Origin of the sequence: Amycolatopsis taiwanensis DSM 45107, assembly GCF_000519205.1 — a bacterium.
Taxonomy (GTDB): Bacteria; Actinomycetota; Actinomycetes; order Mycobacteriales; family Pseudonocardiaceae; genus Amycolatopsis_E; species Amycolatopsis_E taiwanensis.
This window is the reverse complement of record NZ_JAFB01000003.1, coordinates 124,823-137,859: the sequence shown is the minus strand read 5'-3', so window position 1 is coordinate 137,859 and position 13,037 is coordinate 124,823. Positions and strand designations below refer to the sequence as shown.

At 68.7% G+C, this 13,037-nt stretch carries 13 protein-coding genes, 1 tRNA gene and 1 pseudogene; 5 read left to right on the top strand and 10 right to left on the bottom strand.

Features of this window, described 5'->3' with window-relative positions; all coding sequences use genetic code 11:
- Positions 1–55 precede the first annotated feature (55 nt).
- On the bottom strand, positions 56–730 hold the full coding sequence (locus tag A3CU_RS0100645; RefSeq protein ID WP_043840456.1) for a DUF998 domain-containing protein: 675 nt from the start codon (positions 728–730) through the stop codon (positions 56–58).
- Positions 731–996: 266 nt separating this feature from the next.
- Here A3CU_RS0100645 and A3CU_RS42945 point away from each other — a divergent pair, with 266 nt between their 5' ends.
- Positions 997–2,808, top strand: coding sequence for a putative bifunctional diguanylate cyclase/phosphodiesterase (locus tag A3CU_RS42945; RefSeq protein WP_052371348.1), 1,812 nt, complete (start codon positions 997–999; stop codon positions 2,806–2,808).
- Positions 2,769–3,011 carry a DUF2630 family protein gene (locus A3CU_RS0100635; RefSeq protein WP_027940615.1) on the top strand — a complete coding sequence of 81 codons (243 nt, stop codon included), beginning with the start codon at positions 2,769–2,771 and terminating at the stop codon, positions 3,009–3,011. Before A3CU_RS42945 ends, A3CU_RS0100635 begins: the two co-directional genes overlap by 40 nt.
- Positions 3,012–3,054: 43 nt before the next feature.
- Here A3CU_RS0100635 and A3CU_RS0100630 read toward each other — a convergent pair whose 3' ends face one another.
- Positions 3,055–3,465 carry a CBS domain-containing protein gene (locus tag A3CU_RS0100630; protein ID WP_027940614.1) on the bottom strand — a complete coding sequence of 137 codons (411 nt, stop codon included), beginning with the start codon at positions 3,463–3,465 and terminating at the stop codon, positions 3,055–3,057.
- 258 nt (positions 3,466–3,723) lie between these two features.
- Here A3CU_RS0100630 and A3CU_RS0100625 point away from each other — a divergent pair, with 258 nt between their 5' ends.
- A complete protein-coding gene (locus A3CU_RS0100625) occupies positions 3,724–4,311 on the top strand; it encodes a maleylpyruvate isomerase N-terminal domain-containing protein (RefSeq protein ID WP_027940613.1) in 588 nt (195 codons plus the stop codon).
- Between the two features lie 380 nt (positions 4,312–4,691).
- Entirely contained in the window at positions 4,692–5,408 is a 717-nt protein-coding gene (locus A3CU_RS42940) for a helix-turn-helix transcriptional regulator (RefSeq protein WP_245616850.1), read from the top strand.
- A 1-nt stretch (position 5,409) separates the two neighbouring features.
- On the opposite strand, the gene A3CU_RS42935 is transcribed toward A3CU_RS42940, so the two are convergent.
- Together A3CU_RS42935 and A3CU_RS0100610 are read right to left on the bottom strand one after the other, a co-directional pair.
- Positions 5,410–6,060: a GNAT family N-acetyltransferase gene (locus A3CU_RS42935; RefSeq protein WP_052371346.1), complete on the bottom strand. Its 651-nt coding sequence runs from the start codon at positions 6,058–6,060 to the stop codon at positions 5,410–5,412.
- Positions 6,061–6,479: 419 nt separating this feature from the next.
- A complete protein-coding gene (locus tag A3CU_RS0100610; RefSeq protein WP_027940612.1) occupies positions 6,480–7,013 on the bottom strand; it encodes a potassium channel family protein in 534 nt (177 codons plus the stop codon).
- Positions 7,014–7,289: 276 nt separating this feature from the next.
- Here A3CU_RS0100610 and A3CU_RS0100605 point away from each other — a divergent pair.
- Positions 7,290–7,373 (top strand) — tRNA-Leu (locus A3CU_RS0100605).
- Here A3CU_RS0100605 and A3CU_RS50795 read toward each other — a convergent pair.
- The 6 genes and pseudogenes from A3CU_RS50795 to A3CU_RS42920 form a co-directional block, all read right to left on the bottom strand.
- Positions 7,355–9,115: a recombinase family protein gene (locus tag A3CU_RS50795; protein ID WP_027940611.1), complete on the bottom strand. Its 1,761-nt coding sequence runs from the start codon at positions 9,113–9,115 to the stop codon at positions 7,355–7,357. The two genes, A3CU_RS0100605 and A3CU_RS50795, sit on opposite strands and share 19 nt — an antisense overlap.
- Before the next feature lie 150 nt (positions 9,116–9,265).
- Positions 9,266–11,415: pseudogene (locus tag A3CU_RS42930) on the bottom strand (FtsK/SpoIIIE domain-containing protein).
- A gap of 17 nt (positions 11,416–11,432) precedes the next feature.
- Positions 11,433–12,071 carry a hypothetical protein gene (locus tag A3CU_RS42925; RefSeq protein ID WP_245616834.1) on the bottom strand — a complete coding sequence of 213 codons (639 nt, stop codon included), beginning with the start codon at positions 12,069–12,071 and terminating at the stop codon, positions 11,433–11,435.
- Complete coding sequence (locus A3CU_RS0100580) at positions 12,068–12,400, bottom strand: hypothetical protein (RefSeq protein WP_027940610.1); 333 nt, start codon at positions 12,398–12,400, stop codon at positions 12,068–12,070. The genes A3CU_RS42925 and A3CU_RS0100580 overlap by 4 nt, the downstream gene beginning before the upstream one ends.
- Positions 12,397–12,744: a WhiB family transcriptional regulator gene (locus A3CU_RS0100575; RefSeq protein WP_027940609.1), complete on the bottom strand. Its 348-nt coding sequence runs from the start codon at positions 12,742–12,744 to the stop codon at positions 12,397–12,399. The genes A3CU_RS0100580 and A3CU_RS0100575 overlap by 4 nt, the downstream gene beginning before the upstream one ends.
- Positions 12,741–12,956 carry a MerR family transcriptional regulator gene (locus A3CU_RS42920; protein WP_169739572.1) on the bottom strand — a complete coding sequence of 72 codons (216 nt, stop codon included), beginning with the start codon at positions 12,954–12,956 and terminating at the stop codon, positions 12,741–12,743. Before A3CU_RS42920 ends, A3CU_RS0100575 begins: the two co-directional genes overlap by 4 nt.
- Positions 12,957–13,037: the final 81 nt, after the last annotated feature.

The following is a 13,037-nucleotide window of genomic DNA, read 5'->3' as shown; positions in this document are numbered from 1 at the left end:
TAAGCGAGCGCTTAGGAAGTTACCGGCAACAGCCTACCCCGCGCTGTGAGCTAGGTCATCGGAGGTCATTCCGGCGCAGTAACGGCACCGCCAGGGTCGCGATCGCGAGGACCTCGGTGAGCGCCATCAACCGCTCGATGAGCCCCAGCGGGATCATCAGCCACCACCGCCCGCCGGTGAAGAGCGCGGCGACGATGGCGCCGACGATGACCACGAACCACAGCAGTGAGACGCCGCCGAGCGACCGCGCGGCCCGGCGCCAGGCCGGGGCCCCCGCGAACAGCCGGTTCGACGCGATCAGGACCCCGGCGGGCAGGCACACGAACCCGATGATGCTGGCGATCCGGTGCACGGTGCCGCCCGCGCTCGGCCCGACCGTCCAGTCGGTCTTGGGGAAGGCCACGATCACCAGCAGGCTGAGCGTCCACAGGCCACCGGCGACGGCCGGGATCGCCGACAGCGCCCGGCGCGCCAGGTGCATCGCGAACAGCACGGCCGAGCCGACCGCGACCAGCAGCACCGCCGTGTCGAAGATTCCTTTGCTGGAGGTGAGCCCGTACTCGCTGATGGTGCGGCGCACCGGGCTGATCTCGTCGGTGGGCGGGATGAAGTGCAGCAGGAGGATGAGCACGGTCCCGGTGGCCAGCGCGCCGACCGCGCCAAGCCCGATCACGCCCGGCACGCTCAGGGATCGGGACTGCGGAGCGAGGGTCGTGCCGGTCGCGTTCATGGGATCGAGCCTACGGATCGATCTTGTGGCCCGCGTCAAGAACGGGAGGCCGGGCCGAATTGGATCGGACATGGCGCGAAACTTCCGTCCTCGGCCGTCGTCTACCCGAACAGGTGACACTCCGTCAATCCTTGTGGGGGATGCGCCAGAACGCGGCGTGCCGAGGTATGGTGCTCCGTCGTCTGTAACGATTAGACTACGCAGCGAACACGCCATGCTTCTGGCAATGGACCCCGCCCCGTTTTCCCGATCCTGGATATTCCGCTATGACCGCCTCCGTACCGGACGACGGCTCGCTGCCCCCGTGCGCTGTCGCAGCGCCCGCCGCGGAGGCCGGCCGGGGCCGCTTCGTCCTCGCTCGTGAGTGGGCGTACGTGATCAACGCGACCGCCTACCTCCCCCTCACCCACGCCGAAGTCGAACAGCACATGCTCCACCTGGTCAACCGGTTGTTCGACGCGGTGCGCAGCGAGCCGTTCGACCCCACGCCCGCGGCGGGCGTCGGCGCCAGGCTCGTGGAAATGCACTGTGTCGGCCGGGACAGCATCCGCCGCTCGGCGGAGGTGCTCGGCAAGGCGCTGTTGAACCAGGACGAGTTGCACGACGTCGAGCGGCTCGCCGAGCGGGTGATCGCGGTGCTCGGGGAGATGATGGCCGGGTACAGCGAGGCGCTCCGGGGCGGCGCGCAGCACGAGGAGGAGCACGTCGGCACGGTCATCGAGGAGGGCAACGACGTCGCGCTCTTGCGGCGGAAACTGACGGACCAGGCGCTGCACGACTCGCTGACCGGCCTGCCCAACCGGCTGTCGTTCCGCGCCGAGCTGGCGAAGGCCCTCCGCCGGGCGGACCCCACCACCGGGATCACGCTGTACCAACTCGATCTCGACGGCTTCTCGCTGATCACCGGCGGCCACGGCGACGAACTGGGCGACCGGCTGCTGGAGCATGTGGCGCGAGCGCTCAAAAACGGTGTGGCGCAAGAGAAAGCGACCGTGGCGCGGCTCGGCGCGGACGAGTTCGGCATCCTGGTGGAGAACACGCCGGCCACCCCCGCCGTTCCCACCATGATCGAGCGGCTCACCGAAGCGCTGTCCGAACCGGTCTATCTCGACGGCGAGCACGGCCTGGCGACTTCGGCCAGCGTCGGCGTCGTGCACCAGCCCGATCCCGGCATCCGCACCTCCGAACTGCTGAGCGCCGCCGAATTGACGTTGCGCCGCGCGAAGTCCGCGGGGCGCGGGCAGTGGTTGCTGGCCGATCCGGAACTGGACACGCGGGACCGCGAGACGGCCGCGCTCGCGGCGTCCATGCCGGGCGCGCTGGAGACCGGCGAGATCCGGGTGGGCTACCGCCCCGTGGTGTGGCTGGCGGATGGGCGGCGGGCCGCGGTCGAGGCCCTGGTGTCCTGGGACCACGCCCGCTGCGGCCGGTTGTCGCACGAGGAGTGCCTGACGCTCGCCGAGCCGACCGGGCTGATCCTCGACCTGGGCAGTTGGCTGCTGTCCTCGGCCTGCAAGCGGTTCCAGGGCGAGCGCGACGAGCTGCTCCTGTCGGTCGCGCTCACCCGGAGCCAGGCGGCCGATCCGGATCTGGTCGGCCTGGTCCGGCGCGTGCTCGACTCCTCGGGACTGCGGCCGAACCGGCTGGTGCTCGGATTCCCCGGCCGGGCGCTGGCGGAGGGTGGCGAGACGGCCGAGAACCTGACCGTCCTGTCCGAAATCGGCGTCCGCACCATCGTGCACGGCTTCGGCGCGGTCGGCGACGTGCTGTTCCTGGAGGACCTGCCGGTGCACGGGATCCGGGTGGACCGGCGGATCGCGGCCCGGCAGGCGGCGTCGGAATCGGCGACGATGCGCGTGCTGGCGACGACGATCGAACTCGCGCACCAGGCCGGGATGCGGGTGAGCGTCGACGGGGTGGACACCGAGGAGCAGGCCGGGTTCTGGCGTGCGGCCGGCGTCGACTACGCACTGGGCGGCATGTTCGGCGACACCCGCAGTCGCGACCGCGCGCGTCGCGCGCCAGCTACATTCGGGGCATGGCCGACAACGACATCATCGCCAACATCGACGAGTTGATCGCGGAGGAACACCGGCTGCGGTCGCGCGCGCACAGTGACGGGCTCGACGACACCGAACGAGAGCGGATGCGGCAACTGGAGGAGCATCTCGACCAGTGCTGGGACCTGCTCCGGCAGCGGCGGGCCCGGCGGGAGTTCGGCGAGGACCCCGCCGCCGCCCAGGCGCGTCCGGTGCGTGAGGTCGAGTCCTACCAACAGTGACGCCCGTCAGCGTAGGGACACCGGCTCTCGGCCGGTGTCCTGGTCAGTGGAGCATGAGGCTGGCGAGCAGGTCGCGCCAGGTCACGATGCCGACCACGTGATCACCGTCCACCACCGGCACGCTCCGCAAGTGCGCGTCGACCATGATCGTGGCCAGCTCCGTCAGGTCCGAGTCGGCGGTTACCACGACGGTCGAGGGCCGCATGATCTGCCGCACCGCGCGGGCGGTGACACCCGACATCGCCCCGCTGTCCGGGCTGTCCTCGGCCCGGGTGACGGTGAAGCGTGACCGGCCGAGGTCGGCCTCGGTGAGCATGCCGATCACCGTGCCCGATTCGCTGAAGACCGGGACCGTGGTGAAGCCACGGCCGAGCATCAGCGCGGCCGCCTCCTCGATCGTGGCGTCTCCCGTGACGCCGACGACCGGGGTACTCATGATGTCCCGTACTCGCATCGCTCCATGGTCGCGGTCCGGATCGTGGGGGACGAGAGCCGAAGGACTCCGGCAGTTGGACCAAGGACCCGGCCGTTACCCCGACGCAGCCAAGTCGTGGCCGATCTCGGCGGCGGCGAACTCGTGCAGAAGGCGATCACCAGTGATCTCGTGGTTGGGCCGGTCGATCCCGGTGCGTTATGTTTCCACGGTGCTCACTCTCCGGCCCGTCACCGAGATAGGTGGTATTGGCAAGGTCGACCACCGGGTGCGTGCGAAATGAAAACCCGAGACTGGATGGACCAGGGCACGCGGCTGCTGCTGGCGACCGTCGACGGGCTGTCCGACGCGGATTTCGATGCCGCGAGCGCGCTGCCCGGCTGGACCCGCCGGCACGTGGTCGCGCACGTGCACTACAACGCCGAGGCGTTGCGGCGGCTCCTCCGCTGGGCCGCGACCGGTGAGAAAACCCCGATGTACGCGAGTCGGGAGCGCCGCAATGCCGAGATCGAGGAGGGCTCCCGGCTGCCGGTGAGCGAGTTGCGCACGATGGTGCGCGAGTCGGCCGAAGCGCTCGCCCGTGACCTCGACGCCCTGCCGGACGAGGCATGGCGCCATGAGGTGGAGACCGCGCAGGGCCGGATGGTGCCCGCGACCGAGATCCCGTGGATGCGTACCCGCGAGGTCGCCGTCCATGCCGTCGACCTGGCGGCCGGCGTGGACTTCGGCGACCTGCCCGGCGACCTCCTCCACGCGCTCGTCGAGGACGTGGTCGCCCGCCGGGTGGACGCCGGTGAAGGACCCGCCCTGGCCCGCTGGCTCACCGGCCGGGCCGCTCACGCTCCCGAACTGGGCCCCTGGCTCTGAAGACCGTCTTGAAGTGGCTTGCGTTGCGGTGCGGTTAGCGGAACCTGAGGTGGTGCAAGCTGACGGCAGTGTGGCGCGGCTGTGCTGGGGACGGCCAAGACGTCGGGGCGTTCCGCCACCAGTCGCATGATCGCTCGGAGCGGATGGACACAGCGGTGCAGCGCCTCGGCTTTGTCGGCCGGGTGGGAACCGGTCGAACAGCCCGCGGCTACGGCGGTTGCGCAGGGCCATCACCCTGGCGCCGGGGCCTGAAATCAATTTGACTCACGAAGTTTGGTCTTATTCCGCCAGGCGATAGTCTGGATGCCGTGACCATCGGGGCCGAACCGGATGACGCGATCAAGGCCGTCGCCGTGCTGGACGATGAGCTCCGGCGGGGGATGTACAGCTTCGCCAGAACGGTCCGGCGGCCGATCACCCGGGATGAAGCGGCCGCGGCCGTGGGGATCTCCCGCAAGCTCGCCGCGTTTCACCTGGACAAGCTGGTCGACGCCGGGTTGCTGCGATGTCACTTCGGCGTCGAAGGCCCGCGCAAGGTCGGGCGCCGGCCGAAGGTCTACGAGCCGGTCGGCGCCGGGATCCAGGTGGCGATACCGGCGCGCCGTCACGACGTGCTGGCCGAGATTCTCGTCGATGCCGTGGCGGCCGAAGCCCAGAGCGAAAGCGCCCGTGCGGCGGCCATCCGCATCGCCACCGAACGGGGTGCGCTGGCCGGCGAGGCCGAACGCGACCGGATCCGGCCGGGACGGCTCGGCGCCGAACGCGCACTCACCCTCGCGGAAGGGCTCCTGGCCCGCTACGGCTTCGAACCCAGCCGCACGAGTTCCACGTGCCTGCGGCTGCGTAACTGCCCGTTCCATCCGCTCGCCGAGCGCGCTCCCGACCTGGTGTGCGCCCTCAACCAGGCGTTCCTGCGAGGAGTGCTGACCGGCCTTCAGGCGTCGAGCGTTCATGCGTGTCTCGTCCCGGCGGTGGGCGAGTGCTGTGTCGAACTGCGTCAGGCTTCGGCGTCTGGCACTGCAGCCGAGCACAAGGGCGACGAGGACACCCCGGGCCGTGACGACTTCGAGGTTGGCCTCGCGCGCCACGGTGAGTAACTCAATCACGGCGTATCCCGGTCTCCGGGCCGGAATCGCCCTGTAGAAGGCGCATGTCGGAGCAGAAGTGCGGCTTGCCGACGGTGCCGGGAAACCCGATCGCGGACCAGAACGCGCAGGCCTCGACCGTGTCGGGCAGGACGGCGGTCGACCACCGGTAGCGGGCCTGCGGCGCGCGAGCGAGCGCGGCGGCGACCAGGACCCGGCCATAGCCCAACCGGCGAAGGGCGACCTCGACGCCGACCCCGGTGATGACGGCCCGGCGGCAGGGGCCACAGGCCGCGAGGCGCACTTCGCCGACCGCCTGCCCGTTCAGGCGGAGTTCGATGCGGCCCGGTTCGCCGCGCTCGACCGGTGGGATCACCGCGAGCACCAGCCCGCGCTCGGGTGCGGACGGCGAGACGAACTGCCGGGCCGGATCGATCAGGCACCAGGTCGCTGCGGGGTCGCCGAGGGCGGCGCAGACCCGGCAGGTGACGTCGGGCAGATCGTAGAAGTGGGACCAGCCGTTGCCGGCGCCGCTGACGCTGAGGTGGTGCCCGCGCAGGCACCGGCCGGGGACCCGGGCACTTCCGTCGCCGCTCGCGGGCCGGACCGGCACCGCATGCCCGAACTCGCCTTGGGAACCCGACAGCCCGTCATTACCGCTCACATGTTCGATTATGAGTTGGCATGCTTCCGCATGCCCAGCCCAATCCTCCGCGCGGGGGAGTGACGGGCGCGGCGACGCAAGCCTGCATAATCCGTGGCGAGTGCGCCTCGGCCGCTGCAGCCGCGGTGGCACGGTGAGCGTGAGATCCGCCTCACTGACGGCAACACCCGGGTCAAGGTCGTCCGAATTGGACAGACAGTGTGCCGCCCGGTTGATCGTCGCGCTCCGCCGCGCCCGCACTGCTCAGGTATGTGTACGAAGTCACCTTTCGCGACGTGACCAAATCGTTCGAGAAATTCGCGAGGTGCTCGATTTCATCCCCGAGACCATTTCGATCTACTCAAACCGCACTCGGCCATCGGCTCCACGACGATGCTGGGCCCGCGGTGCCAGTGTGACTCGACTGAGGAAACTCGGACTCAATCACGCCGCCCCGCCCGGCTGCGCTGCACCGCGGTCACGATGACGCGGAGGACCCCGCCGAGAAGCAGCAGGTCACCGACCATCTGAATGATCACCAGGAGGCGCGCGGCCTGGCTCACCGCGGCGATGTCGCCGAACCCGACCGTGGCGAACACGGCCACGACGAAGTACAGGGCGTCGGTCCGGGTGAGCGGTTTCGTGAAGCTCTGCGCCAGTTCGTGTTCCAAGACGTAGTAGGCGTAGGCGAATATCACCAGGAACAGCGGGATCACGAAGGCAAGGGCCTGGATTCCCTGGATCGCGGGGTAGGGGGACCGCATGATCCGCCGGACCTGCCACCCGATGACCGCCACCACCAGCACGAGTTCCAGCACCAGTTGGACCAGCGTCCACGTGTCGAGCCGGCGGTCGGCCGGCAGCACGTAGTAGATCACGAGCAGGACGGTGACGGTCGCCAGTGGCCGTACCACCGCGAGGAGGAAGAATTGCCCACCCGGTGGTGGTGTGAGCTTGTCCGGGCCTGATGCCACAGGGACAGGTTCGAAGCCGACGTCCTCCCCGGCACCACCCACGCAGGATGAGTGGCCGGCGGGCGAGCCTCGCTCGTCGTGCGGTGCTCACTTGCCCGGACCTGCTGATGTAACGGAGCGTGACCGAATTCGGCCGTGCTGCTTCAGTCAGCCAGCGAGGACCCGGGCGGGTGTCATCTACAGCCGAAGGCGGTCTTATATCGCAACCTCGTGACGATCAGATCATGGCCCCCGGTGCAGGCGCGTGGTGGCATGGGTTAACCTGTTTCCCAGCAAGTCCGAGTGGCGGAATGGCAGACGCGCTAGCTTGAGGTGCTAGTGCCCGTAAAGGGCGTGGGGGTTCAAGTCCCCCCTCGGACACGCGCACTATTCACCCGCGCTGGCGGACGGATCACAACGTCGGCCGCGCGGGTTTCGTGTTCGTAGCGAACTTGCAGGTCAACTGCTGTGTAGAGGTTCTCCAGGCTCTCTCGCTTCGGGTTCGCCAGCGCCTCTGCAACGTTACCGAGCGAGTCGATCATGGCGTACACCTCGGCGTCGCTGATTGTGTTCGGTGTGGGTGCGTTGTCCAGTTCGGCTCGCGCGGCGGCCCGCTGCGCCTGTGCCTCGTTGATCGCCTCGACGAGTGCCGCCGGATCAACCCCGGCCTCGATGGCGGCTTGGAACCGTCGTAGCTTCGCCTCGGCAGCGTCGAGCCGGTCTCTCGCGGCCTCGCGTCCGCTCGGCATCCGGCCGCCCTCCTGCGAGGCGACGAGTTCGGCCACCGTCTGGTCCACGTTCTCGCGAGCGAACAACCGACCGAGCCATGCGTTGACGGCCTCCATCAGCGGGTCCTCTCGCAGGTAGACCGTGGGCGGATGGTCCGCCAGGGCGGCCGATCCGGGAGCGAGAGTGCGCGCAGGGCACCGGTAGTACATGCCGTGCGCCCGTGGGCTGCCCTCCATCTTTCGTCCGCACGCCACGCACCGGATGCGACCTCGAAAGAGGTAGGTCCGCTTCGTCGGCCGTCGCCCACGTTCGGTCTTGCGCGCCGTGCGGAGTCCGCCTGCCGCCTTCGACCGGCGAAGCAACTGAGCTTCGGTGAAGTCCTCGACGGAAATGATTTCGGGATGCGCCTGTGTCCTCGACCGCACCACCCGGTCAGGGGCCGACCGCCGGAACCGGACCACGTGACCGGCCGCCACGTCCTCGGGGTCGAGCAGCGTCTCATGTTTGGTCCATCGTCCGAAGATCGCATAGCCGGTATAGCGCGGGTTGTCCAGGATCGCCCGGACCGTGCTGCCCTGCCACCCGTCCGCCAGTCGGTGCCGATTCTGATCCGGCCGTCGAGCCGACGGGCACGGAATGCCGTCGAGGTTCAGCCCGTTAGCAATGGCCCGGTCACCCATACCGGTCAGATACTCGGCGAAGATCCGCCGGACCACCTCGGCGGATGGCTCGTCGATCGCCAGCACCCGCAGCCGGTAGCCCTCGGCCGCCTTGCGCGGGTTCGGGTGCGGCCCGCCGTCCACCACCTTGTAGCCGTACGGCGCCCGGCCGCCCTGGTGCCGCCCCTCGTTCACCACCTGCGAATCCATCGCCGCGCGCACCCGCGCCTGAACGTGCTGACGCTCCGATTCGCTCATACCGCCGAGCACGCTCATCAGCATCTTGTGCGACGGATTCCGCGAGTCAAACTTCCCGCCGAGTTCCGGCACCCACAGATCCACCCCGAACGCTGCGAACCTCGGCGCGATGAGCGAGAACTGGTTGCCGAACCAGCACCGCGTCCCCTCACCGACCACGACGGCATCCCATCCCCGGTGCGGGTCCTTCAATGCCGCCAGCAGCCGGGAGGCTTCCGAGCGACGTTCCCACGGCACCGAGCGGGACTGACCGATGTCGAAGAAGTCGGCCGCGACTGTTCCGCCGAGCGGTTCGATGAACTTGCGCGCGTTGCCGAGTTGCCAGCCGTGCGAGGTCTCGGGGTCTTGGTTGTCCTCGGTCGAGCACCGGCCGTAGAACGCGACCGGCCCGATGCCCGCGTCGACGGTCTCGACCACCTCGACGCCGAGCAGATCGTCCAGCGTCGCCCACGGATCGCGGTTGATTTCAGCAGTCATCGGACCCCCTTTCCTGAGGTCCGTCCAGGACCTCGACCTCGGTCAGCTCCACCAGTATGTCAAGCAGTATGCGGGCCGCGCGCCTTGTCAGCACAGGAAGTTCGTCCGGGACGCGAACGGTGATGTTCTCGCCTGCCTTGTCTTGGCTGCTCACGGCTGGTCGGCCTCCGCGTCCGCCGTGCTGTTGATTTCGTCATCTACCTGCTTGATCGCGGCCCGAAGGTCGGCCGTGAGGTAGCCGCGTACTCGCCGGGCCTCGCCGTCCTCGGTCGGGACATATTGGCGGACCGGGCGACATCCCAACTCGCCCATCTGCCGCGCGAACGTGCTCGGTTCGATCTCCAGCGTCTCGACCAGTTCGGCTGTGGGCACGAACTCCCGTTCGCCGATCCCGTCGCCGAGATGCCGCACCACGGCCGCCAATGGTTCCGGCAGTTCCACCTGCCGAGCGTCGCCGCTGCCCGGGCCGAGTGCCTTCACGACGGCCGCCGAGTCGATCGCGCGTGTCGTGTCATCGCCGGCCGCGTGACCGGACAGGGTTCCGGCCGCCTCCCGCAGCGCGCGGCCTCGCGCACAGATCGCTTGCCAATCGGGGTTGGCCATGTAGTAGGTCCACACCGTCATGGCCAGCGACTCGGCCCCGGCGTCCGTGTCACCGTCCGGTCGGAGGATGCCTACGCCCTTGTGGTTCGGCAGCAACGCCGACGCGTCGAATCCCCGGGTGTTCATCTGCTCGCCGAGCACGATGTTCGAGTCCCGCCAGTCCATCACCCGCAACGCGAACCGCGACCCCAGCACCGACCGCAGACGCGAGGGGATCGTCTGCGAGTCCGGCCGTTGTGTGGCCAGAATGACCACTATCCCGGCCGCCGGCCCCTTCCGAGCGAGGTACGCGAGCAGGTCCACAATGTACTCGCCGAGCGTGGTCTTTTTCCCGCCCACCAACACCTTGGTCGGGTTCTCCAGAAAGACCTGAACCTCGTCGATGATCACTGCCGTAATCGGCATGTTCAGTACAGGATCGCGCGAGATGGCCGGCGTGATCTTCGACTCCGGACACACTTCGTCATCCAGCTCAGCCATGCGCGCGTATCGCGCCTGAACTTCCGCGACCAACTCGACCAGGTAGTCACGTACAGCCTCGGCGTGCTCCACGCCGTCACCGCAGACGAACCGGTGAGCCACGTCCTCGACGGCCTTCCAGTCCTTACCGCCCTTGCCATCGAACACATACAGCCGCGTGTGTGGATCGAGGATCAGCCCGCCCGCCGCAAGCCGAGCCGCCATCGTCTTCCCCTGGCGAGGAATCGCACCCACGAGCAGTGAGGTCCACACCAATGGCAGGTCGATCCGGCGCTGACGCGCGTCCCGGCCGAACGGCACCGGCCGCCACGCGTCCCACCACTCGACATCGAGCAGCGGCGTCCGCAACGGCGGACCGGCGTACGGGTCCTCATCGGCCACCCACAGGAACACCCGCCCGGCATGACCGCCTCGGCCGCGTACACGCTCGACGATCAGTTGCCGACCGCCAGCGCCGACGCAAGCGCGTCCCGATGCTTGATCACGTCCGCCGCCTTGCGCGTCGCCGGTAGGTCGACCGTGACCGCCCACCCGTCGCCGATCCGCGCCGCTCGCTCGACCAGGCGCAGCGTTTCGTCCTTGCCGATCAGCTTCGCGTCCCGGAACGCGTCCACCAGCACCTGCGGGTCCATGGTCCAGGTGAGTGTCCGTGGACCGGCCAGCACCGCCTTACGCCCTGGTGCGCCGTCCTTCCGTCGACCAGCCACCGCCAGGACCACCGAGCCGACACCCGCCGTGATCCACAAGACGAGATCGCCGTACACGAGATCCGCGACCAGCAACACAGCGGCCACGGTCACGACAACGGCCCCGCTGACCTTCCACCGGAACAGCGTCAAGGCGCGAATCTCGACGAACTTGTCGGCCAGTTTCTCGGACTGCTCGGCCGCCTCCCGGTAGTCATGCACTCGCACCCACCGACGCCACGCGCGAACCATGACAACGACTCCCCGGCCAACCGCACCCATGAACCCGAACGGTGACCGCAGCAACCACGCGAGCGCATCCCGGACGCTTTGCTCCAGCGCCTGCCGCGTCTTGAACGCGACCGGCACGAACTTCGAACGCTGCCAAGACCGCGCCAGCCTCTGACGGAACGTCCGCCGCCGAGCCACCGGCCAATCGTCGACCAGTTCGGCGTCATACACAGGTTCGGCTGGCTCGACATCCCGACTCGTTGCGGTTACCGGAAGCGCACCGTTCACGGCAGGGTTCACACCGTCTTCAGAAGCGTTCACGGCCGCACCTCCGTCTCGGCCCGCAGCTCAGCGGCCAATCGAGATGACAAACCACGCGAGCAGCCGGTCACCTCACGCACCCAAGCCGGCGTCACCGTCGTGCCCTGTGTGTAGGCCGCACGCGCCACGGCGAGGTAGTCCGAAAAGGACGTTCGCCGAGTTGTCTCGGGTGCGTTCGTGAACGCCGCCGAGACAGCCTCCCCGAGTTTGTCTCGAAGATCGGTCACCGCCTCGGCAGCGACAAACACGACCAGCGGCGGCACCGAGTGAAGAACGACCAGTGCGGGGGAGCGGTTGGCGTATGCCTCCCATGTGTTCATGACGTACGTGGCTCCGAGCGTGAACCACTTCGCGCCACGCACCCACCCGCCGGTCCGTACGCCGTGCCGGGCGGTGACCTGTTCGGCCCGCAGGATCGCCAGCAGCACCAGCGACACCATCGGGTCGAGCAGCCACGCCCCCCACCACGGCAGCGACCACGGTCGGGAGCCAGCCGCCGCGAACTGCTGGACATTGGTCATCGTGAACGCCAGCCCGAGCAGAATCCCAGTCCAGCACAACCGATCCACCTGTACCGCGACCCGCTCGATGGGCTCGGCCCCACCCGGCCGCGCGCTCTTAGCTCGCCCGGTCATCGGCGACCACCCCGGCGACGGGGCGCGTCGTACGTGGTCACCGTCAACGCGCGGGTCAAGGTGTAGGAGGCGAACAGCGCTGGCACGCCGAGCACCGCCAGCAGCAGCCAGCCGCCACCCGCACGAGTGATCACCACCCACTGAACGCCGACGATCAGTCCCGCCGTGAACAGCACACGCCCCGCCAGCGACACCATCCGCGCCCCGGACCGAGCCGCCTCGGCCGTCGCCTTTGCCCGACGAGCACCGGCCCGCCACACGGACGCCAGGACGAACAGCACACCCACACCAGCCATGACCTGAACCGGCGTCAAACTGATTGCGGTCATGGCCTCGGCCCTCCAGCGCGCTCGCCACGCCTCAGCCAGTGCGGATAAAGCGCCCGGCGGTCGTCCTCCGGCATTGCGCCCCACACGCCCACCGTCAGTTCGCCGGCCGTGCGCAACTCCAGCTCCAGACACTCTTCCGGCACTCGGCACCCCGCGCACAACCGAGCGGCCAACTCCCGGTCCGGCGTGTCGATGCCGACCAGTTGCGGCGGCTCGCCGTCGCAGCACATCCAGAAGCACGACCCGTCGCGCTTGACGATCTGGTCGAGCACTCTGGTCGGCACCCACCGCAGCCGGTCCAACCGCCACGCAATGCCGATCAAACGAATGTCTTCCGAGGTCACTGCGCACCCCCGGAACCGCTGTCGCCCGGCTCGCCGAGAAGCCGCGCAAGCACGTTGCCCGACACCAGAACACGCCCGTTGCGCGCTACGGCGCGCAGCTCGCCGAGCCGGATCGCGCGGGAGACGCGCGACTGTTCGATGCCGAGAATCCAGGCCGTTTCCCGAACCGTGTAGTACGCGGGTCGCCTGTTTTTGGACATGGATGTACTCATGGTGAAAGTCCCTTGTTTGTTGATTTCAATAAGAGGTTGTTGATTTCAGCTTCGAGAAGGGGGTGTTTGGTCGAGCGCGAG

Bases quoted from the DNA above. Each gene is read 5' to 3' on its own strand.
- A3CU_RS0100630 (WP_027940614.1), bottom strand. From the start codon at position 3,465: ATGCGAGTACGGGACATCATGAGTACCCCGGTCGTCGGCGTCACGGGA.
- A3CU_RS0100635 (WP_027940615.1), top strand. From the start codon at position 2,769: ATGGCCGACAACGACATCATCGCCAACATCGACGAGTTGATCGCGGAG.
- A3CU_RS0100625 (WP_027940613.1), top strand. From the start codon at position 3,724: ATGAAAACCCGAGACTGGATGGACCAGGGCACGCGGCTGCTGCTGGCG.
- A3CU_RS0100645 (WP_043840456.1), bottom strand. From the start codon at position 730: ATGAACGCGACCGGCACGACCCTCGCTCCGCAGTCCCGATCCCTGAGC.
- A3CU_RS0100580 (WP_027940610.1), bottom strand. From the start codon at position 12,400: ATGACCGCAATCAGTTTGACGCCGGTTCAGGTCATGGCTGGTGTGGGT.
- A3CU_RS42940 (WP_245616850.1), top strand. From the start codon at position 4,692: ATGTACAGCTTCGCCAGAACGGTCCGGCGGCCGATCACCCGGGATGAA.
- A3CU_RS50795 (WP_027940611.1), bottom strand. From the start codon at position 9,115: ATGACTGCTGAAATCAACCGCGATCCGTGGGCGACGCTGGACGATCTG.
- A3CU_RS42925 (WP_245616834.1), bottom strand. From the start codon at position 12,071: ATGACCGGGCGAGCTAAGAGCGCGCGGCCGGGTGGGGCCGAGCCCATC.
- A3CU_RS42945 (WP_052371348.1), top strand. From the start codon at position 997: ATGACCGCCTCCGTACCGGACGACGGCTCGCTGCCCCCGTGCGCTGTC.
- A3CU_RS42920 (WP_169739572.1), bottom strand. From the start codon at position 12,956: ATGAGTACATCCATGTCCAAAAACAGGCGACCCGCGTACTACACGGTT.